21 protein-coding genes and 1 pseudogene are annotated in these 21,183 nt (G+C 65.5%); 3 read left to right on the forward strand and 19 right to left on the reverse strand.

Annotation, left to right across the window (positions count from 1 at the left end; translation table 11 throughout):
• The first annotated feature begins 186 nt into the window (after positions 1-186).
• Genes JFN91_RS00655 through JFN91_RS00665 form a run of 3 tightly spaced genes read left to right on the forward strand, consistent with a single transcriptional unit; the run spans position 187 to position 3,629 of the window.
• Positions 187-1,668 (forward strand): polysaccharide deacetylase family protein, encoded by a 1,482-nt coding sequence (locus JFN91_RS00655; protein WP_199387297.1) that lies wholly within the window; start codon positions 187-189, stop codon positions 1,666-1,668.
• Positions 1,665-2,873 (forward strand): DUF2062 domain-containing protein, encoded by a 1,209-nt coding sequence (locus JFN91_RS00660; protein ID WP_199387298.1) that lies wholly within the window; start codon positions 1,665-1,667, stop codon positions 2,871-2,873. The genes JFN91_RS00655 and JFN91_RS00660 overlap by 4 nt, the downstream gene beginning before the upstream one ends.
• A gap of 39 nt (positions 2,874-2,912) precedes the next feature.
• Positions 2,913-3,629, forward strand: coding sequence for a pentapeptide repeat-containing protein (locus JFN91_RS00665; protein WP_199387299.1), 717 nt, complete (start codon positions 2,913-2,915; stop codon positions 3,627-3,629).
• Between the two features lie 95 nt (positions 3,630-3,724).
• Here JFN91_RS00665 and JFN91_RS00670 read toward each other — a convergent pair whose 3' ends face one another.
• The 19 genes and pseudogenes from JFN91_RS00670 to JFN91_RS00760 form a co-directional block, all read right to left on the reverse strand.
• Positions 3,725-4,051, reverse strand: coding sequence for a hypothetical protein (locus tag JFN91_RS00670; RefSeq protein ID WP_199387300.1), 327 nt, complete (start codon positions 4,049-4,051; stop codon positions 3,725-3,727).
• A gap of 178 nt (positions 4,052-4,229) precedes the next feature.
• Entirely contained in the window at positions 4,230-4,907 is a 678-nt protein-coding gene (locus JFN91_RS00675) for an acyloxyacyl hydrolase (RefSeq protein ID WP_199387301.1), read from the reverse strand.
• A 411-nt stretch (positions 4,908-5,318) separates the two neighbouring features.
• Positions 5,319-6,389 carry a beta-ketoacyl synthase N-terminal-like domain-containing protein gene (locus tag JFN91_RS00680; protein WP_199387302.1) on the reverse strand — a complete coding sequence of 357 codons (1,071 nt, stop codon included), beginning with the start codon at positions 6,387-6,389 and terminating at the stop codon, positions 5,319-5,321.
• Complete coding sequence (locus JFN91_RS00685) at positions 6,386-7,567, reverse strand: beta-ketoacyl-[acyl-carrier-protein] synthase family protein (RefSeq protein WP_199387303.1); 1,182 nt, start codon at positions 7,565-7,567, stop codon at positions 6,386-6,388. Before JFN91_RS00685 ends, JFN91_RS00680 begins: the two co-directional genes overlap by 4 nt.
• Positions 7,564-7,827, reverse strand: a pseudogene (locus tag JFN91_RS00690) (phosphopantetheine-binding protein); the annotation flags it as partial. The pseudogene JFN91_RS00690 and the gene JFN91_RS00685, both read right to left, overlap by 4 nt.
• Before the next feature lie 16 nt (positions 7,828-7,843).
• On the reverse strand, positions 7,844-9,298 hold the full coding sequence (locus tag JFN91_RS00695; protein ID WP_199387305.1) for a B12-binding domain-containing radical SAM protein: 1,455 nt from the start codon (positions 9,296-9,298) through the stop codon (positions 7,844-7,846).
• A 268-nt stretch (positions 9,299-9,566) separates the two neighbouring features.
• Entirely contained in the window at positions 9,567-9,923 is a 357-nt protein-coding gene (locus tag JFN91_RS00700; protein WP_199387306.1) for a hypothetical protein, read from the reverse strand.
• 62 nt (positions 9,924-9,985) lie between these two features.
• The gene (locus tag JFN91_RS00705) at positions 9,986-10,687 is read right to left on the reverse strand and encodes a beta-ketoacyl synthase N-terminal-like domain-containing protein (RefSeq protein WP_199387307.1); all 702 of its coding nucleotides are present in this window, start codon (positions 10,685-10,687) and stop codon (positions 9,986-9,988) included.
• Complete coding sequence (locus JFN91_RS00710) at positions 10,684-11,811, reverse strand: beta-ketoacyl-[acyl-carrier-protein] synthase family protein (protein ID WP_199387308.1); 1,128 nt, start codon at positions 11,809-11,811, stop codon at positions 10,684-10,686. The genes JFN91_RS00705 and JFN91_RS00710 overlap by 4 nt, the downstream gene beginning before the upstream one ends.
• Positions 11,808-12,269, reverse strand: a complete 462-nt coding sequence (locus JFN91_RS00715) for an acyl-CoA thioesterase (protein WP_199387309.1) — start codon at positions 12,267-12,269, stop codon at positions 11,808-11,810. Before JFN91_RS00715 ends, JFN91_RS00710 begins: the two co-directional genes overlap by 4 nt.
• A complete protein-coding gene (locus JFN91_RS00720; protein WP_199387310.1) occupies positions 12,266-12,649 on the reverse strand; it encodes a hypothetical protein in 384 nt (127 codons plus the stop codon). The genes JFN91_RS00715 and JFN91_RS00720 overlap by 4 nt, the downstream gene beginning before the upstream one ends.
• Complete coding sequence (locus JFN91_RS00725) at positions 12,642-13,319, reverse strand: DUF3261 domain-containing protein (RefSeq protein WP_199387311.1); 678 nt, start codon at positions 13,317-13,319, stop codon at positions 12,642-12,644. The genes JFN91_RS00720 and JFN91_RS00725 overlap by 8 nt, the downstream gene beginning before the upstream one ends.
• Positions 13,316-15,691, reverse strand: a complete 2,376-nt coding sequence (locus JFN91_RS00730) for an MMPL family transporter (RefSeq protein WP_199387312.1) — start codon at positions 15,689-15,691, stop codon at positions 13,316-13,318. The genes JFN91_RS00725 and JFN91_RS00730 overlap by 4 nt, the downstream gene beginning before the upstream one ends.
• Before the next feature lies 1 nt (position 15,692).
• Positions 15,693-16,316, reverse strand: a complete 624-nt coding sequence (locus JFN91_RS00735) for a LolA family protein (RefSeq protein ID WP_199387313.1) — start codon at positions 16,314-16,316, stop codon at positions 15,693-15,695.
• The gene (locus JFN91_RS00740) at positions 16,313-16,780 is read right to left on the reverse strand and encodes a hypothetical protein (protein ID WP_199387314.1); all 468 of its coding nucleotides are present in this window, start codon (positions 16,778-16,780) and stop codon (positions 16,313-16,315) included. Before JFN91_RS00740 ends, JFN91_RS00735 begins: the two co-directional genes overlap by 4 nt.
• 2 nt (positions 16,781-16,782) lie before the next feature.
• Positions 16,783-18,378: an HAL/PAL/TAL family ammonia-lyase gene (locus tag JFN91_RS00745; protein WP_199387315.1), complete on the reverse strand. Its 1,596-nt coding sequence runs from the start codon at positions 18,376-18,378 to the stop codon at positions 16,783-16,785.
• A 417-nt stretch (positions 18,379-18,795) separates the two neighbouring features.
• Positions 18,796-20,109 carry a phenylacetate--CoA ligase family protein gene (locus JFN91_RS00750; protein ID WP_199387316.1) on the reverse strand — a complete coding sequence of 438 codons (1,314 nt, stop codon included), beginning with the start codon at positions 20,107-20,109 and terminating at the stop codon, positions 18,796-18,798.
• On the reverse strand, positions 20,106-20,918 hold the full coding sequence (locus JFN91_RS00755; RefSeq protein WP_199387317.1) for a lysophospholipid acyltransferase family protein: 813 nt from the start codon (positions 20,916-20,918) through the stop codon (positions 20,106-20,108). The genes JFN91_RS00750 and JFN91_RS00755 overlap by 4 nt, the downstream gene beginning before the upstream one ends.
• Positions 20,919-21,182, reverse strand: coding sequence for a phosphopantetheine-binding protein (locus tag JFN91_RS00760; RefSeq protein ID WP_199387318.1), 264 nt, complete (start codon positions 21,180-21,182; stop codon positions 20,919-20,921).
• Position 21,183: the final 1 nt, after the last annotated feature.

Here is a 21,183-nt window from a genome sequence, read left to right on the forward strand (position 1 = left end):
ACTGCGACGCCTACGAAGTCGCCCCGGCCTCCTACCTCGCCGCCTGGCAGAGCTATCTCCTTGCCATACCAGCCGCCGGGACCGCAGCGAGGCCTCCCGACCGCTCCGGACTGCGTTTGACTTTGCTACGCTTTTCCGTCATCATGCCTTGCCGATTCGACCCCACCCAGGCCAAGGATCCGTTCCATGATATGCCCGCTGTCCCCGGCGCACCTGGTGGCGCTGACCGCTTTCCAGATCGCAACCCTGTTACTTTTCATCGACCCTATCTGGGCCGCGTTGCCGCTCGCCCTTTTCATCCTGCTGTGCCTGTTGACGCCGTTTTTCCCCCGTCTCAGCTTTTTTCTTCCCATCCTGAGCCGCGGTGCCAAAGGTGCCCGGGGCGTGGCCCTCACCTTTGACGACGGTCCCGATCCGCAGGTAACCCCCAAGGTGCTGGAACTTCTGGGCCGGCACGGCATCAACGCGACCTTCTTCGTCACCGGACGGCGTGCGGAGCGCTACCCCGAACTGATCGAGGCGATTCTGGCCGCGGGGCACGCGGTGGCGAACCACTCTTTGAACCACGACCCCTTCCTCATGCTGAAGACAACGGAGACCTTGCGCAGCGAGGTGGCGGGGGCACAGCAGGTGCTGCGGCGCTTCGGCATCCAGCCGCTCGCCTTCCGGCCGCCGGTGGGGATCACCAACTCTCGCCTGTGGCGGGTCCTGCTGGAAAACGGGATGTTCTGTGTCAATTTCAGCTGCCGCGCGGGGGACATGGGAAACCGCAGGATAGCCGGCCTGGCACGGAAGATCCTCGCCAAGGTGAAGCCAGGCGACATCGTCCTGCTGCACGACGTGGCGCCGCCCAAAGGGGAACCGGCGCAGCTGCTGGCCGAATTTTCCCGGCTGATCGAGGGGATCAAAGGGAAAGATCTGGAGATCGTGCCGCTGGCGCGCCTGATCGGCAGGGAGGTCATGCAGCGGGAAGGCGCCTCCCCCGATCCCGCGGAACTCTTCTACGACGGGCTGGCAGCCGGGTACGACGACGAGCAGTTTCACTCCAACGTTTCCATGTCACGCACCATGGAGCAGCAGCTCTTCGCAGCCCGCGTCCCGACACTCTTCAGCGGGCGCGGCCGGGTGCTGGAGATCGGCGCCGGAACCGGGATCTTCACCCTGGAAATCGCACGCAACTGCTCCGAGGTGGTGGCGGTCGACATCTCCGCCAAGATGCTGCAGCTCCTCGAGCACAAGGCCAAGGCGGAGGGGATCAACAACGTGAGCATCGTGAAGGGGAATGTCGAGGAACTGCCTCTGTCGGGGCCCTACTCGGTGGTCTGTGCGTTCTCCGCGCTGGAATACCTGAAGGACCTGCCGGGACTTCTCAAGCAGCTCTCCCCCGAGGTCGAGCCGGGGGGGACCATCTACTTCATCACCGCCCGCACCTCGTTGTTCAGGCTGTTCACCCAGATCGGCAATGCCATGCGCCAGGGGATGTGGCTGCAATCGCGCAGCCGCGGCCGGATGGAGCGGATGCTCCGGGAAGCGGGCTTTGAGCCGGTAAGCATCACTCCGCACCTTTTGAAGTGCGTCATCAACGGCGGCATGCTGCTGGAGGTGGTGGCGCGCAAGCCGGAGAGCACCGCGGCTCAGGTGACGGCAGCAGCGGGGGGCACGCCGTGAGCGAGGTGAATGAGGGCCGGGATAAATGGCCCAGGACCCTGGTATTGGTGCCGGTCTACAACCATGCCGCCACCCTGCGCGGCGTGGTGCAGAAGGCGCTCGACCAGGGGCTGGAAGTGCTGGTGGTCGACGACGGCAGTACCGACGGAAGCCTGGACCGGGTCGCGGATCTTCCCATCCTCCGGCACCGGCTCCCCTGCAACAAAGGGAAGGGAGGCGCCATCCTCGCTGGTGCGGAGCTGGCGCGCGCGGCCGGGTACGAGGCCCTGCTCACCATCGACGCCGACGGCCAGCACGATCCTGCCGATGCCCCCTGCATCCTGGACGTCGGGAGCAGCGCATGGCCCTGCATCGTGATGGGGGCGCGGGAGATGGAGACCGACAACGTGCCTCGTTCCAGCGTGTTCGGCCGCAGTTTCTCCAACTTCTGGGTGCGGATCGAATGCGGGCGGACCCTGCCCGATACACAGAGCGGTTATCGGCTCTACCCGGTGGCGTTCCTGGAGGGGGCCCGGTTCATCACCCGGCGCTACACCTTCGAGATCGAGGTGCTGGTGCGGGGCTGCTGGGCCGGACTGCCGCTTCTGTCCGCGCCGGTCTCCGTGTACTACCCGCCGGGGGACGAGCGGGTGTCGCACTTCCACAAGTTCAAGGACAACCTCCGGCTCACCTGCCTGCACACGTTCCTTGTGACCCGTTCGCTGATACCGTGGCCGCACCGCAGGCTGTTCAAGGGTGACAGCGACGCGCGGAATCTGCCCAGCATCTTAAGGCCGGCGGAGTTCTTCAAGGCGCTGTGCCGGGAGCACTGCAGCAACATGGAGCTTGCCGCCGCAGTTTGGCTCGGGATCTTCATCGGTTCCCTCCCCATCATCCCGTTCGGCATCGCCGCCACCGTGTACGCCGCGCATCGGCTGCACCTGAACAAGCTGGCCGCCGTCGGTGCGGGGAACCTGTGCATCGCCCCATTCGTTCCCTTGGCCTGCATTGAGGTCGGCCATTACCTGCGCTACGGCAGCTTCTGGTACGACTTCAATCGCCACACCTTACTGAATGAGGTACACCATCGGCTGTGGGAGTGGCTGCTCGGCTCGCTGCTGATCGGCCCGCTCTTGGGTGCGGTCGGTGCGGCGGCCACCTTCTTGCTGGTGCGGGCGCTGCGCGGGCGCAGGAACGCCGCCGCGCCAGCGCCGGAAGGTGAGTGAGTGCGAGCTACGCACAAATATGAACAATGAGGTGAATCTATGAAAAAAGTTGTGCAGATGATTGCTGCCACCGTGGTGCTTGCCACGCAAACTGCGCCCTCTTGGGCTGTCGAAGCCATCATCGTCGAGCGCGCCAAAGCACAGCGTCAATGCCCCCAGTGTGATTTCAGCGCCGGACGACTCTCCGGCATGGACTTAGGCGGCATCAATTTTGAGTTTTCGAAATTTCAGCAGGCAGATCTAAGCAACACGGTGCTGGAACAGGCCAACCTTGACGGGGGAGATTTCACCGAGACCAACTTGAGTGGGGCAAGGTGCACCGGTGCTTATATCCACCATTGCACTTTTGAAGCAGCCAATTTAACCGGCGCGGACATGCGCAGAACCAATGTGCAGAAGTGCAATTTTAAACGGGCCAACCTCACACGCGCCAACTTTACGGGTGCAATGGTCGGTGCAGCTGAGTTCGAGAATACAACAATGAAAGAAGCTGTTTTTGCCTTCGCTGACCTCTCGCGAATCGACTTTACCAGCCAGGATCTGACAGCAGCGAATTTTCACGGTGCGGTATTTCATAACGCGCGCCTGAAGGGGGCTAAGATGACAGGGGCGGATTTCACCGGTGCTGACCTGTCGCGTGCGAACTTCGGCGTCGTGACGGACTTTAACGGGAAGGACACGCCTGCTTTAGTGAAGTGTTCTGATCTTACTGGAGCCGGAGCTATAATCGATGCTACGACTAAATGTGCTAAATAGTACCTGCGTTTCCCTGTCCAGATAGGAAGGGCGACAAAAGGCCACACCTTCGGGGTGTGGCCTTTTGTCACATCAGTTTCGTCTACGATCCGACATTATGGCGCTTCTCTGACGGCTGTTCCCTTCACCGTGAAGCTGTAGCCATTCAATACGTAGGCCCAGAACCACCTTTCTTCGACCACGGGGTCGTTGAGGCAGGTAGCGCCGACCTTGCTGATGGCGTCGTTGTAGGCCGCGTTGAAGCGGTGGTTCTGGTTGATGGGGATGAACTGGAACAGCATGATGCCGGTGGAGCTTCCCTCCGTCGGACCGATGACCTTGGCATTGGTCATGTTACATTTTCTGAATGAAAGAGGATCACTCGTACATCCTGCCACCATCAGTGCGGACATAGCCGCCGCAACAAGTAACATTCTTTTCATAGAGGCCTCCTGTACTCTGGGTTAACTCCGGTCAGTAGACATGCTGGTCCTGCCTTTTCCCCCCTTTCAGAGAATACTTTCATTTCATTTGCAGTAGTACCACATGAGTAGGTCAAGTCAAACAGAGTGGGACCAGCAGGTACAGCTATAGCGGGGATTTGAGGAGAGGGGAATGGGATCAGAACATCCGGCCGACCTGGAGCACCACGGAATTGACGCCGCGGTTTTCGTGGTAGAGCTCGCCGTTGGAGAGATGGTGCAGGCGGACGGCGCCGAAGATGTTCTTGCCGTCCTGCTGAGGCAGTTCGAGGCCGAGGCCGAGCAGGGGGTTGAAGTTGAAATGGAGACCCTGCCCCTCGACCCGGAACTGGGTGTAGATGATGCCGATACCGGCTTCACCGTAGGGGAGCACTTTTCCCGTCAGGCCGAAGGGGTATTTGACGGCCAGCATGTTGACCGAGGCCATGATGTCACTTTTGGGGGTGAGGGTGCTGCCGATGGCCGCTTCCACTTTGAATCGCAGCGTGTTGGGGCAGTTGTCCATACGCCAGGCGGAGCCGTAGTCGTAGATGGCGAAACCGCGCGCCATGGCGAAGGTCCGGGAGGGGCCGGGGTCGTAGACGTAGCCGTAATCCAGGGCGAAACCGTGCTGGTCGGGGAGGCGGTCGTCGGCGAATGCCTTCTTTGGTGCAGCGGCTTCGGCAGGTGTCGGTGCTGTTGGTTGGGAGAGTGCCGGTTGCGAGGCAGGCGGCGCTGTGGCATCGGCTGCTCGTGACGGCAGCGGTGCGAGGGCGGCGCAGGTCAGGAGCAGCAGGAGGGCGGATTTAAAGAGCGGCTTGGGCAGGGCAGGTTTCATTTTTGCTCCCTTCGAGTTGGGTCGCGGTATGGCAAATCCCCCCTGCCCCCCCTTTCACAAGGGGGGAACGCTAGGGCAGGTGCAGTGTCATGGGGCTTGAGGGGACTGGCTCCGCCAGGTGCCTGTCCCCTTTGATCTCGTTCCCAAGGTCCACCTTGGGAACGCAAAGCCTTTCCGAAGCTCCAGCTTCCCTCGGATGCAAAGCTGGAGCTTTGCGCCATATTGGGTTCCCAAGCTGGAGCTTGGGAACCAGGGAAAGGAGGGGGACTGGCTCAGCCAGGTGCCTGTCCCCTTAGTGCTTGTGTAGCTGGCTGAGCTGAAAGAAGCGTTTCCGCTGAAGGCAAATCCCCCCTGTCCCCCCTTCGCGAAAGGGGGGGACGTAGGGCAACGTCCTCGGCATTCCAGCGGCGGTCAGCAGGACATGACAACGGTGGCGTATTCGCTGGGACCGGCAAGCCTTAGCGAGCAGATGCGGGATACGTCGCCCTTTCCGGGTGCAAAGAGACTCGGTCCCGCGGGGCTCGCAAAAGCTCGCCCGCTTTTAAGCGCCAGTGCGGCGGCGGCAAGGTCGAACGCGGCTGCCGCGGGCATGCAGCCGTAGAGGGGCGTGTAGCAGGCCGCCTTCCCCCCGGCCGGCACGGCGTCCAGATAGCGTCGAGCCAGCTCGCTGCGGCCATCGGCACCCAGGAGCAGCAGGGCGTCGTCCGGGAGTGACAGCTCACCGCCGAAAATGTTGCCGGTCGCGACGCTGTCGATGCCGCAGTAGGCGGGGCCGCCCTCGTCGCGGGTGAGGACCAGGAAGGCGGCACCCTCGCCGATAATGGAACTCTCGGACCCGGCGTCGAAGGGGACCATGGAGACGGCGTGCCGCGGGCCGCACCGGCGGTGCTGCAGGTAGGCGACCAGCTCGGACACCTCGTCGATGGCACCGAAGAGGACGGCGTCGACCCTCCCCTCGGCGAGCCACTGACGGGCGCTCACCAGTGCGGAGGGGACCGACATGTCGAACTGGCTCACCGTGAGGCTCGGCCCCCTGATGCCCAGGGTGATGGCGACGTTGGCCGCGGCGGCGTTGTGCACCGAGTTGGCAAAATGGGTCGGGGAGGCGCAGTTGTCGCCCCCGGAGATGAGCGAGTCGAGAAAGGCGTAGGTGGTGGCGGTGGCGCCGTAGCCGCTGGCGATGACGAGCCCGATGCGGCCGAGGTCGGCGCCGAGCATCTCCGCGTCCTTGAGCGCAAGGTAGCTCCCCAAGAGGGCGAGCTTCGAGTAGTGGTCCACCCGGCGCAGGGCTCGCTTCGGGACGAACTCCTCCAGCCCCGCCGTGTCGGCGCGGTAGGCGGGAACGGTCTGCACTCCCTCACCCGTAGCCACATCGATGGATCCCACTGTCACCCGGCCCTCTGCGAGGGCGTTCTGGAAAGATTCCACCCCGGTGCCGAATGCTCCGGCAACGCCTATCCCCTTGACCAAAAGCCGCGTCACGCTGCATCCCCCTTCCCGAACAGGAGTACCGAGTTGCTCCCGCCAAAGGCCAGAGACTGGGACAGGGCGAATCCTCCCGCAACCTCCCGGTTGCTACGCAGCGGTTCCCCGGCGAGCTCCGGGTCGGCGTTTTCGAAGCCGGCGCTGGCCGGGATGAGGCCGCGCTCCAGGCAGGCGACGGTGAAGACCGCCTCGATGCCGCCCGCGGCCCCGAGTGTGTGCCCGGTGTACCCCTTGGTGGAGTGGTAGGGGACGCCGGGGAAAAGCTCGGCCAGCACCCGGCTCTCGACCCGGTCGTTGTCGGGGGTGCCGGTGCCGTGCGCGTTGACGAAGGAGACCTGGTCGGCGGCAACGGCACAGCAGGAAAGGGCCTCGGCCACTGCCTGGCGCAACCCGACCCCGTCCGGTTGCGGCGCAGTGAGATGGTAGGCGTCGCAGGCCGAGCCGTAGCCCATAACGAAGGAGCGGGCGCGTGCGCCACGGCGGACGCGGACCTGTTCCGATTCCAGCACCAGCATGCCGGCGCCCTCGCCGAGGTTGAGCCCCTTACGGTCGCGGTCGAACGGCTTGCAGGGGGAGTCGTCGGTGATCATGAGTGATATGAAGCCGTGGTAGGTGATGCGTCCCAACTCGTCCGCGCCACCGGCGATGGTGACGTCGCAGATCCCCCCGCGGATCCAGGAGGCGGCGAGCCCCACCGCGTCGGTCCCGGAGGCGCAGGCGTTGACCACGGTCTGGCAGGGGCCGGAGCATTTGAAGGCACGGGCGATGACGGCGGCGGGATTGCTGTTCAGGATGCGCTCCATGGGGAACAGGTCCGGTTCTTCCCCGGCGCGGTGGGCGCGGCAGAACCCCTCGTCGTTCAACGCGCTGCCGACGGTGGTGCCGACGCAGACGCCGACCCGCAGCCCGCGCAGTTCCTCCGGGGAGAAACCGGCGTCGGCGAACGCCTCGCGCGCGGCCTGCACGGCAAGGGCGCTGGTGCGCAGCAGTTCCGGCGGCTCACGGTAGTCGCGTACCTCGAACACGGGGAACGGGGTCGGGTGACTGCTTACGAAACGGGTCGGGTGAGCGGGGGCACGCCGCCCGGCGTAGAGGGAGTCCAGGCACTCGGGCACGGTCCCGCCCGCGGCGCAGATGCAGCCCAGGCCGGTTATGGCGACGGGCCAGGTGGTCATGCGGCGGTGCGCGCCTCGATGTAGGCGGCCAGGGAGTCAACCGACTGAAACGCCTTGCGCCCTTCCTCCATGTCCTTGATCTCCACGCCGAAATGCTTCTGCACGATGACAACGAGCTCGACCGCGTCCAGCGAGTCCAGCCCCAGCCCCTCCCCGAAAAGCGGCGCGCTGTCGCTGATCTCCTCCGGGGTGACCTCCTCGAGGTTCAGGTCCTTGACCAGTATCTGCTTCAGTTTTTCCTTGGTATCCATGGCACGGCTCCTTGTGGTTTCTTTATTATTTTGTGCCCGGCGCCGCCTCGAAGCGCTCGGTCTTCCTGGTGAATTTCAGGAAACTGGAGAGGTTCCCCAAGAAACGCAGCCAGCTGTCCGGCGAGCGCCAGAGCATGGTGAGGTAGCCCCAGAGCACCTTGTGGCGCTTGAAGTGGTTACGGTAGAACTCCTGGAACAGCTCTTCCAGGCGCTCGCGGGTCATCCCCTTGGTGACGAAGAGGAAGTTCATGCAATCCATCTTCTCCCAATCCTCCTGGAACTCTCCCAGCTCGTGGATCTTCTCGTACACCGGCGAGCCGGGGAACGGGGTGAACTTGGCCAGGTTGAAGTCGTCGATGGGGAGGGAGAAGACGTAATCCATGCTCTTGCGGATGCTCTGCTCGGTCTCTCCGGGAAGCCCGATCATCAAGAGCCCCTTGGTGCGCATGCCGGCATCCTTGATCATGCGGATCTTCTGCGCCAGGTGGTCCAGGTCGGCATTCTGGCGGTGCTGGGCCAGCAACTCCTCGTCGCCGGTCTCGATCCCCAGGCTCATCATCCAGCAGCCGGCACCCTTCATGCGAGTCAGCAGTTCCGGATCGATGTGCTCGGCGCGCACCGCGCAGTTGAAGGTCATGCCCAGGGGGCGGTCGGTCATCAGCGTGGTGAACTTTTCGACCCGTTCCCGGTTAAAGGTGAACTGGTCGTCGTAGAAGTTGATGTGCCGAATGCCGAAGCGCTCCTTGAGGTAGCGCAGGTGCTCGTAGAGGTACTCGGCCGAGTTGTAGCGGAAGCTGCGCCGGAACACGGAGCGGTCGCAGTAGCTGCAGGCGTAGGGGCAGCCACGGCTGGAGATGCAGCTCGTGTTGGGCGTCTTCGGGTAATTGAAGATGGGGAGCCGGTACGACGCCGGGAATCCCGCCAGCTTCTCGTAGGCCGGGAAGGGGAGCTCGTCCAGCACCAGGGGGCGATCGCGATAGCCGGTCCAGACCGCGTCGGCGCCGTCGCGGTAGATGATGCCGCCCACGGAGGCAGGGTCATCCCATCCCTTTAGGAGAAGCTCGGCCATGGTCTCCTCCCCCTCGCCCACTACCGCGTAATCCATGGCGGGGAAGTTGGGGAAGAGGCCGGTCTTGAGCGCCGACACGTGGGGGCCGCCGAACACGGTACGGATGCCGGGGAGCACCCGGCGCGCCATCTCGGCGATGCGGACGCCGTCCAGGAAGCTGGAGGTGGTGCAGCTAAGTCCCAGCATGGCAGGACGCTCCGCCAAGAGGTAATCTCGGATGACGCGGTCCGAGTCGGGGCGGGCGTAGCAGTCCACGATGTCGGCCCGGATGCCGCGCTGCTCCAGGTAGGCGGCGATGCTGGCGAGTCCCAGGGGAGGCATGATGTTGGCGACGCGGGAGATGTCGCGCCCCGCCGCGTCGGCGCGGTACCCTAAGGGATGTACCAGCAGTATTTTGCGGTGGTCTAGCATGTGGTTCCTTGTACGTCGTTCCCTACCGATTACGTTTTGCTGAAACCCTTTACCAACCTTCAACAACAGGATCTGGAGCAGAGTAAAAAGGATCCAGAATATCGGAAACCGTTGCGGCTTTCCGAAAAGTTGCCGGAGTAATTCCCAAAATGGATCCGGATTAACGCGAACCAGAGCTGGAATTTGATAAACCGTTGCAGCTTTCCCAGAAACAGGCTGCAGTTTTCCACAAAACGGATCCGGATTAAAGGGAACCTGAGCCGGAATTTCATAAACCGTTGCAGCTTTCCCAGAAACGGCGGCAGTTTTCCCCAAAGCGGATCTGGATTAACGCGAACCAGAGCCGGAATTTGATAAACCGTTGCAGCTTTCCCAGAAACAGGCTGCAGTTTTCCCCAAAGCGGATCCGGATTAAAGGGAACCTGAGCCGGAATTTCATAAACTGTTGTAGCTTTCCCAATAACGGCTGCAATGTTCCCCATAACTGATCCGGATTAAAGGGAACCTGAGCCGGAATTTCATAAACCGATGCAGCTTTCCCAAAAACGGCTGCAATGTTCCCCATAAAGGATCCAGATTGAAGCGAACCGGGACCGGAATTTCCTAAACCGTTGCGGCTTTCCAAAAAGCTGCTGCAGTTTTTCCCAAATCGGGTCCGGATTTAAAAGTTGTCGGTTCGAATTTGCCCTACCCGTTAACGGCCGCGGCGATGAGTTCGGCCATGCTTTCGACCCGGACGCCGTTGCATTCGATGCCGCCGTCCGCCGCCATGCTGATGCTGCCGTAGCAGTGCTCGCCGGGAGCATCGCCCAGTACCAGGAAAGCGGCGCCGGGGAAAAAGTGCTTAACATCGGCTAACGGCTCCGGGGGAGCCAGGTCGCAGACGCCAGCCAAGACCACCGGCTCCTCCTTGAGGGCAAGCTGGTCCAGCGCCATGGTGAGCGCGCCCAATCCGGCGCTTTGCGTTTCGTTCACCGCCAGCAGCGAGCCGGTGAGGCCGAACTGGATGGCGGCGTCCCCCAGGAAGCAGTTGGCGAGGGTGTAGGCGAACAGGTTCGGGCTCGCCAGCCCGCCCCCTTCCAGCAGCACGGTGCGCTGGTAATCGAGGTCGGTGGCGAGGCAGCCGAGCCTGGTCCCGGCGACGACGCCGAAGGGGCGCTTCTCGCTCCACGACTCCAGCTCCGCGTCGCGCAGTGCGAAGGCAAGGGCGGCCAGGCCAAGCTTGGCGTAGTCGGACATGCGCCCGAAGCGCTGGTTGGGTTCGGCGAAAACGTCCCGGCGCGCAAGCGCGGGGAGGGGGAGGTCGGCGAAGATCAGTTCGCTCCCTTGCGAGCCCATGCCGCAGCCGGTGCCGGTGACCCAGCCGATGCCGTTCAGGTAGGCGCTCATGCGTCCCCCCGGCCGAGGATGACGGCGGCGTTCACCCCGCCGAACCCGGAATTGGTGCTGAGCACGAAATCCCCCCTGATGTCCTGCGCCGCGTCGCTCACGAGTCCCACCCCTTCCGGGTCCGGTTCGATGAGCCCGACCGTCGGGGGGAGCACCCCGGCCTCCAGGCACTTCAGTGCCAAGGCTGCTTCGATGCCGCCGGCCGCGCCCAGGGTGTGGCCGATGGCCCCCTTGACCGAGTGCACCGGCAGGTTGCGGCCGGGAAAGAGGGCGCGCAGGGCGGTCATTTCCATCTGGTCGTTGTACGGCGTCGCCGTGCCGTGCGCGCTCACCGCTGCGATGGCGTCCGTGGTGAGGCCGGCGCGGGCAAGGGCCTGGCGCACGGTCTGTATCAGGCCGCAGGCGTCGCGGGCGGGGGCCGTGATGTGGGTGGCGTCGTTGGCGGCGCCCCAACCGGCCACCACGCCCAGCACCTTGCGTTCCTCGCGCCGGGCCCGCTCGCGGCTCATCAGGAGCAGCGCCGCCCCTCCTTCTCCCAACGTCAGCCCGTCCCGGTTGCGATCGAAGGGACGACAGCGGGTAGGGGAGAGGGCCTGCAGCGCGGAGAAGCCCGAAAAAACGAATTCGCTGACCAGGTCGAGGCAGATGACCAGCGCCGCCTCGCAGCGGCCCAGCGCGATCAGCTGCGCGGCGCGGGCGAGGGCCAGCGTGGAGGAGGCGCAGGCGGCGTTCACGTTGAGCGCCGGGCCGGTGGTGCCGCAGCGCCCGGCGACGCGCGACAGCACGCGCTCCATGGGCAGCTCGGCGGGATCCACCGCCTCGCCCCGCTGCAGCCGCTCCATCAGGTCGACCGGCCCCTTGGTGCTGGCAAGCAGCAGGCGGCAGTCGGCCGGAACGGCGGGAAAGCCCTCCATCAGGCGCTCCAGCAGGGGGTACAGCAGCGAGTCCTCACCTGCCGCAAGGCCCGGCACGCAGCAGGCGTTGGGCGAGAGGTAGCGGGCAGTCCCGAAACGCTCTACCGGCGCCACGGCGCTTTTTCCCGCCATGATCCCGTCGAAGAGCGGGTCGAGCCCGGTGCCCAGCCCGGTCACCGTCTGCGCCGCGGTTATGCAGACCTCGATCACGACAGCGCTCCTTGCTGCCAGCGCCCCAGGAACTCCTCGATGAAGGGAGGCGGCACCAGCATGATCTCCTGGTTCGTGTCCAGCATCATCTGCACCGTGTAGCCGGTGCAGGTCACCTCGCCCGCCTGGTTGCGGATGACGAACTCGAAGTTGAGCCGCGCCGCGGTGGTGAAGTGCAGGATCCCCTCCACGGTGAAGCGCTCCGGGAAGGCGAGCGGGCGGAAGTAGTCCACGTGCATCTTCTTGATCGGCGTCAGGATGCCGCGCTGGTAGCAGTCGAGGTAGCCCAGGCCGTACTTCTCCCCGAAGGCGACGCGCGCGTCCTCGAAGTAGCTCGGGTAGCGGCCGTGCCAGACGATGTTGAGCGGATCGACCTCCTCGAAGCGGACCTGGCGCTCGACGGTGATCCGCAGCGGGGGCGGCCCCCCGGCCACCGGTGTGAAGTAGGCGCGGGTCATGGGGATTCCTCCGGGGCGAGCTCCAGCAGCATGGTGGCGACGGTCACCTCTCCCACGGTGAGCCGCGCGTCGCAGAGTTCTTTCCCCTGCACGGTGCGGGGGCGGCAGACGATGCTCAACTCCTGGCCCGGGCGCACCGGGTTCAGGAACTTGGCGTCCTGCACGGCGACCAGGCGCTGGGGAGATTGCTGCACCGCACCGACCAGGGAGACCACGGCGTGGATCTCGACGATGGCCGGGAGGATCGGGAATCCCGGGAAGTGCCCGTCGAAACCGGCGAAGCCGGCGTCGAAACGGTAGCGCCCCAGGCACCCACCTTCGCTGTCGCTCTCCGTCCCGAGACGGCTGGCGGCTATTTCCTTGGCGATGATGCTATTCATTGCTTGGCTCCACGCTGTCGATCCAAAGGGTGAGTCGGTAGCCGGCCCGATCGTCGTCGAGTACGATGCCGCCGGGAAAAAGGATGCCGTCGCGCCGCTGGTAGCGGTAGTAGCGCACCCGCCAGGACTGGTCTGCGCCGCGGCACGACTTCTCCAGGAGCTGCGATTCGGCGCCGCCGAAGGTGAAGCGGAGGGTGGCGCCCGCCTCCTGGCGGGTCGCCTGGTAGCTCCGGCTGGCGACGGTGAGGCGATCATCCGGTGCGGGCGCCGGCGCCAGGAAGATGCGGCGCACCGAGAGCGCCACCGCGTCGGCAAAGCCGGGGTAGCGCGCGAGGTCGGGCATGACGAAGTTGGCCCGGCTGCCGTCCCGGAGCACGGTGATGTCGTACAGCTTCACCCCCATCTCGTTCATCGCCACCAGGCGGGCCTCGCCGGCTTTCGTGTCCAGGCTCAGCATCGCCTCCACCGGGACGCGCATGCCGTGCCACTCGAAGAGGGCGCTGTGGCGCAGCACGAGGGGGCCGCGCTGCCGGCTCCAGAGGCCGTTGGCCAGTTCCGTCGCCGAGCGCGGCACGGTCGGGACCAGCTCGGTCGTCTCGAAGGGGACCGAGGAGCAACCGGCGACAAGGAGCAGGAGCGCTGTCGACAGCAAAAGGGCGATCCGCTTCATGGCGTGTCCTCGCGGCGCAGCGCCGGTATCACAAACAGCGCCGCGGGTATCCCGGTGCCCACCCCGAGCAGGACGGAGACCCCGATGGACTGCATGGAGGGGTGGCGCGCCAGGGCGAGCGCCCCGAGACCGGCCAGGGTGGTGAGCCCGGAGACCAGCACGGCGAGGCTGGAGGTTTCATCGCCGCCGTCTTCGAGCCTGCTCACCATGAAGATGCCGTAGTCGACGCAGAGGCCGATGATCAGGATGGTGGCGGCGATGTTGAAGATGTTGAACTGGAGCCCCAGGAGCCCCATGATGCCGAGCATGCACACCACGCCGGTCACCACGGGCACCAGCACCAGGGCAATGCGCGACGGTGCGCGGAACACGGCTGCCACCAGCAGGAACACCAGCACCCCGGTAATGGCCAGGTACCGGGTGAAATCGCGGATGATGCTCCCTCCCATGGTGGCGCCGAAGCGGCTTTCGGAGACCACGTGCACCCCGGGCAGGGCGCCCAGTTCTCGCGAGAGGCGCTCGACCAGTTCCGGGCGGTCCGGCACCAGGGTGAGTACCCGGACCGAGCCGGCGTTCTCCAGTACCAGTGCGTCCACCAGTTCGGAAAGCCCCGCCGCACGCAACCCGTCAACGTTCAGGGGAGCGGGGGGCGCTTTCAGCGTGGCGAGGAACGGGGCGAAGGCCGCGCCGGTAAAGCCGAAGGCGGCTCCCTCGCGGGCCAAGTCGCGCTCCAGGCGCGCTGCCCGGCCGTCCTGCCAAAAGGAGACCCAGCGGGCCCGGTTCTCGCGCTGTTGCGCTTCGCTCGGCAAGAGCGGCGCCAGAGAGACCAGCTCCCCCGGGGGAAGGGTCGGGGCGAGCCGTTCGAAGACGCGCCGGTTCAGCTCCAGCGCGCTCTCCAGGTCCTTCCCTTCGGCAAAGATGAGCGCCTTTCCCTGCAGGTCGCCCCAGGTCCGGTTCAGTTCCACCTCTGCCCGCTTCAGCTCGGCCGGGACCAGGTTCACCGCCTGCAGGCTGCCGTTGAAGCGCACCGTGGTGGCGCCGAAGGCGCAGACCGCCAAGAGCACGCACCAGACGACCAGCACCACCCGGCGCGGCGGGCGCAGCGTCTTCATGCCGCCGAAGGGGAGGCTTCCCCCCGGGGCGGGGCGCACCAGGTGCGGCAGCACCACCAGCGAGAAGAGGAGCGCGGCCGCGATGCCGGTCATGCTGTACACGGCGAGCTGACGCTGTCCCGGGAGCACCGAGAGGAGCATCACCCCGAAGGACAAGAGCGTCGCCAGGGCGCCCGAGAGGACCGGCCGCGCCACCTCGGCGGTGATCAGGGCCGGGTCCTTGCCCCCCTTGCGGCAGGCGAAGTAGATCATGGTGGCGTACTCGTCCACCATGCCCAGAAGTACCCCGCCAAAGCCGAGGGTGACGGCGAAGACCTTGGGGGCCCACAGGGCCATGGCGCCGGAGGCGATGGCGAGCACCGAGGACGGCACCAGGAACACGAACAGGGCGCTCATGCTCCTCAGGAAAACGAGGTAGATGGCGAACACCGCCACGACGCTCAACGTCAGGACCAGGTACAGGTCTCGCTTTACGGCATCGGCGTTGGCCAGCGTGTAGCGGTGCCCGGAGAGGACGGTGGCGCTGAAGCCGGCCGGCACCGTTTTCTTAACCGCGGTGTCGACCCGGTCCATGAGCTGGCGCGAGGCGGCCGAATCGGTCATGGGGACCGTTGTGTCCACCGTGATCAGCGCGCTGCTGCCGTCCGCGGAGACGAAATGGTTCTGCACCAGGCGCATGTTGGGGACCAGGTTCAGAAAGCGCAGCCGCTCCAGGACCAGGTCCGAGAAGGAAAGGGGGTCGGCCTGCAGCTTCCCCTTGAGCGCCCACCCCTCCGGCGCGAAGAGCTGCTCGTACCCTTCCCGCAGGCGGTCGCGCACCTTTTCCGGCGCGGTGGCCGCCTCCAGCCGCTTCAAGTCGGCCTCGCCGCACAGGTTCGGCAGCGCGCTGCCTAAAAAGCCGAAGAACTCAGGCCCCAGTTGGGCCGGGCCGGTACTCACCTTGCCCACCTTCGCCTCGCGCAGCCCTTGCGCCAGGCTGTCGGCGGTGGCGACGAGGGCGGCGCTGTCGCCCGGTGTCTGCGTCTTCAGGCTCACCACCAGCTTCCGGGTGAAGGGGGCGAGCTGCAGCAGGCGGAAATCGGTGGCCGCGCTGGACCCGTCGTCAGGGAGCATGGCGACGATGTCGTCCTGAAGCCTCAGCCGCGACGAGGCGAACAGGGAGAGCGCCACCAGCAGCAGGGTCGCCCCGTACAGGACACGGCGCCGGCCGGCGAAGTAGCGGTACAGCCGGCCGAAGAGGTTCAGAGAGGGATCGCCCATTCTAGAAGATGTCCGCCGGCAGCGTCTTGTTCACCACCGTGTTCAGGAAGCGGATCCTGGTGAAGTCACCGTCCTTTTCGTGCAGTTCAACGTTCTTCACGTAGCGGCCGTCGGCGCTGAAACCGATCAGGAGGTGATGCAGAAAACCCGCGGTGGCGGCGGAGCGCGGCTCGAGCCGCAACAGCGCCGGGGACTCCTGCAGCACGGTGACGCGGTACTCCTTCTTGATCCAGGCGAAATCGGAGCGGGCCCAGGCGAAGAGCTGCTCGGAGACCAGCTTCATGATCGGCTCCTGGCTGATCTGGAAACTTTCGGTGCGGCCGGTCCGCTCGTGCCAGCGCTTGCCCCGATCCCCCTTGAGCACGAAGCCGGAGGCAACCGGCGCGGTCAGCTCCCAGCGCAACTGGTCGGGACGGGCGAAGTAGAGGTGCCCCTTGGAGGTCATCGGGTTCTTGAACATGCTCAGGTGCTTTTCCTGCACGAAATCGCTGGAGAGGGTGCGCACGGAACCGGCGTTCTTCTCGAGCGTTTCCAGGAGCTGCGGCGACGGCTGGGTCTCGGCGTGGAGCGGCAGCGCGCAGAGCAGCAGGCAGAGCAGGCAGAGCGGGAGCAACAGCCGCATCATGCCGCCTCCCCGGCCGCGTCGCCCACGATCCAGAGTTTCAGCGTGCCGCTGGCGACCACCGCGCCGTCGCGTTCCACCTCGCCCTCGGCGACCGCGAATCCTTCGAAGCTCCCCACAGTGCGGATGCGCACCAAGAGCCTTTCCCCGACCCGGGCGGTCCCGGTGAGGCGCAGCTTGCGCAGTCCCACCAGGTATCCCTTGGAGATTTCCTTCCCCTGCAGCAGGTCGTCGTACCCCTTGATGACGGCGTACCCCTGCGCCAGGAGCTCGACCAGCGCCACCCCGTCCAGGGTGCCGTCTGCCGCGGCCAGAAGGCTGTCGGCCGGGAAAAGCGCCTCGACCTCGCCCGCCTGATCGGCGTAGCTCAGCAGTCGCTCGACGAGCTGCATGGGGGGGCGGTGCGGGATGAGAAGCCGCGCCGGCATGGGGAGGGTCAGGTCGGTGGTCATGGCAGCAGCACCCATTTTCAGCCCTCTTGGCCCAGGTACGGGGCCAGGTCGTCCAGGAGTTGGCTGGAAAAGAGGAGCTTCCGGAAGCGGACCAGGTCCTCGTGGAAGACGCGTTCGTTGTCGTACACGGAGAACTCCCCGTTCAGGATGGCGTAGAGCTTGCCGGTCCCGGCGCCCAGGCGTTCGGCGTTTCTGAAGGAGAGCGCCTGCAGGTCGGCGAGGACCTCGAGGGTGAGCACGTGCTTCGCGTTACTGACCGACTTGAAGGCCTTGCGCGCCGCCACCGTTCCCATGCTGACCACGTCCTGGTTGGAGGCGTTGCAGGATATGGAGTTGGTGGAAACCGGGTTGGCCAGCTGGCGGTTCTCGGCCGTGGTCGAGGTGGCCAAGTACTGGCTCCCCATGAAGCCCATGGTGAGGCCGGGCGTCCCCGGGATCAGGAACTCCGGCAGCCCCTCGTTGATGCTGCGGTCCAGGAACTTGTTGATGCGCCGCTCGGACAGGGTGCACATGGTCGCCATGGCCATGCAGAGCGAATCCATGGCGAAGCCGATGCTCTGGCCGTGGAAGTTGCCGCCGTGGATCACCTTTTTTTGCTCGGGGATGACGATCGGGTTGTCGTTGGAGGAGTTGGCCTCGATGGTCACGGTGCGCTCGGCCGCGTCGATGGCCTCCAGCACCGGGGCCAAGACCTGCGGAGTGCAGCGCACCGAGTAGACGTCCTGCACGTTGACGCTGGTCTCGTAGACCGGCCCGTCCGTCTCGTGGCCGCGGATGCGCTCGTGCATCTCTTTTCTGAGGGTGATGTTGCCGGAGCCGGCGTAGAGGGCGCGGATGGCGCGGGCCACGTCCAGCTGGCTGGGGTGCGGCTTGACCAGGTGCAGGTCCTCGTCGAAGGCGTCGTCGATGCCGCCGAAGATCTCCAGCGCGAAGGCGCCGGTGAACAGGGAGAGGTTCAAAAGCTTGCGGGCGCCGAACAGGGCGAAGGCGGCCACCGCGGTCATGGCGGAGGTGCCGTTCATGAGGGCGATCCCCTCCTTGAAGCTGAGCGAGAAGGGGGTGATGCCGAGGCGGGCGAAAAGCGCGCCGGTGTCGTGCAGTTCGTTCTGGTAGTAGGATTTCCCCTCGCCGATGATGGTGAGGGCCAGGTGCGCCAGGTGGATCAGGTCGCCCGACGCCCCGACAGAGCCGCACTCGGGGATGTAGGGGGCGATGCCGCGGTTGACCAGCTCCTTCATGAACTCGAGGAGCTCGACGCGCACGCCCGAGTACCCCTTGACCAGGGTGTTCAGGCGCACCGCCATGACGGCGTTGGCGATGTACGGCTTCAGCGGATCGCCCAGGCCGGCCGCGTGGCTGCGGATCAGGTTCACCTGGAGCGTCTCGATCTCGGCGTCCTCGATGATCTTGTTGCACATGGGGCCGAAGGAGGTGTTGACGCCGTAGATGATGCGGCGCGCGGCGACCTCCTCCTCGAGGAAGGCGCGGCTGGCGCGGCAGCGCTCGAGGGCGGCCGGGTCGAGGACCACTTCGCGGTCGCCGACGCCGATGGCGACGATGTCCGCGACGGTCAAGTCGGCGCCGTTCAGGGTTACTGTGGGACGCTTAAGCATGCTTATCCTTTCCAGTTGGTGTTGCCGCCTCGCCTCGAGTTCATCCGGGAATTCCGGTGCAGGCGTCGAATATTGGCCACGAAGTGCTGCTCGCGAACCCACGTCCTCCCCTTTGCGAAGGGGAGACAGAGGGGATTTGTTACTGGTTTCCTCAGCACCTTGCCATGACCGTATTGCCTGAAAGGCAAATCCCCCCCGTCCCCCCTTCGCAAAGGGGGGAGCGCGACGGTCCCGGCATTCCCTGGTTCCCAAGCTCCAGCTCGGGAACCCAATCCCGCGCATAGCTCCAGCTTTGCATCCGAGGGAAGCTGGAGCTTCGGAGAGGCATTGCGTTCCCAAGGTGGACCTTGGGAACGAGATCAAGCGTCACCGCCCCCGGAGGGGGAGGGACAGGGAGGGGGAGAGATGAACCTCGCCTTACGCCGGTGGGGTGCGGCGGTCGAAGAAGAGGACCGGCTTTCTCTTGTCCTCCTGCACGGTCACCCTGAGAACCTCCTCGGGGGAGACCAGCACCACCTCGGGGGAAACCCGGATGGCGGCGGCGATCTTCTTGGCCACCTGCGCCGCGGTGAGGGAGGGATCGGCGGCCCCCACCACTACGCGGATGCAGTCGGAGAGGGCGAACTCGCTCTCCGCCTCGATGTAGAAGCCCTGCACCCCGCTCATCCCCTGCAGCACGGTGGCGATTGCCGGGGGGTAGACGGTGGTGCCGCGATACTTGAGCATCTGGGACTTTCTGCCTACCACCGGGCCGATGCGGGGCGTGTTGCGGCCGCAGGCACAGGGCTCGCGGTGCAGCGTGGCGATGTCCCCGGTGCGGAAACGCAAGAGCGGCATGGCGGAGACGCCGAGCGGCGTGGCGATCACCTCGCCCGGGGTCCCGTCCGGGACCGGGTGTCCCTCCTCGTCCACGATCTCCACCGCGATCAGGTCCGGGTGGAGGTGCCCCCCCAGGCCGGCTTCGCAGTCGGTGAAGGAGGTGGCCATCTCGGTGCTGGCGTAGGTGCCGAAGATTTGGCAGCCCCAGGCCTGGAACAGGCGCTCCCCCAGCGGAGAGAGGGCGAAGTCGGGGGTGCGCACCGGCTCGCCGATGCAGATGAGCCGGGTGACGCCGACCTCGGCCGGCGACAAACCCTCCTGCTCCAGCTTCTTGGCCAGGGCGAGCAAGAGGGTGGGCACCGCGATGATGGCGCTCGGGCGACAGTTTTTGATCAGCTCGACCAGGAGCGCCGTGCTGCTGGAGCCGCCGCGGATCACGGTGGCGCCGATCCTGGTGAGCCCCATGAAGTAGGCGAGCCCGGCCATGAAGCAGCGGTCGATGGCGGCGGCAACCAGGACGCGGTCGGAACTGGTGATGCCCACGCCCCGGAACGAGATCTCCTCGTTGTAGGCGAGCCGCTCCAGGTCGGCGTTACTCTGCAGCATGGCGATCGGCTTGCCGGTGGTGCCGGAGGTGAGGCAGACGTCGGTGACTTCGTCCTGCGCCACGGCCAGGAAGTCGGCGTGGCACTCTTCCAGGTGGCGCTTCTCGGTCAAGGGGAGCCGGGCCAGGTCGGCAAGGGTTCTGATCTCACCGGGCTCGATGGCCAGGTCGCGCAGCATGGTGCGGTAGAAGGGGGAGTGCTGCGCGCAGTGCTGCACATGGCGGCGCAACAACTCCTCCTGCCTGGCGGCGATGGCCGCGGCGTCCATGCGGGCCAGCTCCAGCCCCCTGTCGGCGTCCCAGGTCATTGCGATTTCCTCATGTCGCCGGTCTCCCCCTGCATCTCGGCCAGCGCCCGCGTCATCCGCTCGCGCACCTCGCGGCGCAGCCCCAGGTGGCCGTTATGCCCCGGGAACGAGGCGGGGTCCATCGGCGGCAGCACCTTGAGCCGCACCCGGGACGGGTAGAGCGCGAAGCGCCCCGGCGGCAGCAGGTTGTCGGTCCCGGTGATGACCAGCGGCACGATGGGAACCCCGGTCTCCTTGGCGAGCCGGAAAGCCCCCGAATAGAAGGGCTGCAGCCTGCCGGTCCGCGAGCGGTGCCCTTCGGGGTAGAAGATCACCACCCCTTTCTTGGCGAAGGTCGCGCTGCAGGTTGCCACCACGTCCTCCCACGGTGCGCTTTCCACGTCCAGGTACTGGGCCAGGCGCATGAAGAGCGTGTACCAGTACATCTTGAAAGGCCACGCCCCCACCGCGAAGACGATGTCGTGGAAGGGGAGCGTGGACATGTAGTAGCTGTCGAAGAAGGAGAGGTGGTTTATCACCAGGATGCAGGGGCGCCTGATGCTCTCCGTCCCCGTACTGGAAAAGCGGACGAACGGGGCGGTGATGACGACCATGCCGTAGCCGTGGATGCTGATCAGGTGCCGTGTGATGCGGCCCAGATCCCAGCCGGTGACCAGCTTCCACAGGATCAGGCAGAGCGGGGACGCAACGATACCGGCGGCGGTCCAGAGAACCATCAGGGGGTAGAAGGTCAGGTTGAGAAGCAGCGTCCGGAGCAGCCAGAACCTGCCGCTTTTCTCCCGGTGCCGTGCGGTTTTCTGCGGCGTCACCTACCGGTCACCCTCCAGTTGGCGTTTCTTGGCGATGACGAACTCGTGGATGTCGCCCAGGGTGCGGATCTTGCGGATCGCCTCCTCCTCGCGCACCTTCATGCTGAAGGCGGTCTCCAGCACGATCACCAGGTCGACCACGTCCAGGCTGTCCAGCCCCATGTCCTCGAACAGGGTGGTCTCCGGGGTCATCGCCGCGAGGTCGTACTCGAACTCCTCCGCCAGGGCACTGTTGATCTTCGCTACGATTTCCTGATCGGTCATA

This window comes from Geomonas anaerohicana, from assembly GCF_016458305.1.
Lineage (GTDB): Bacteria > Desulfobacterota > Desulfuromonadia > Geobacterales > Geobacteraceae > Geomonas > Geomonas anaerohicana.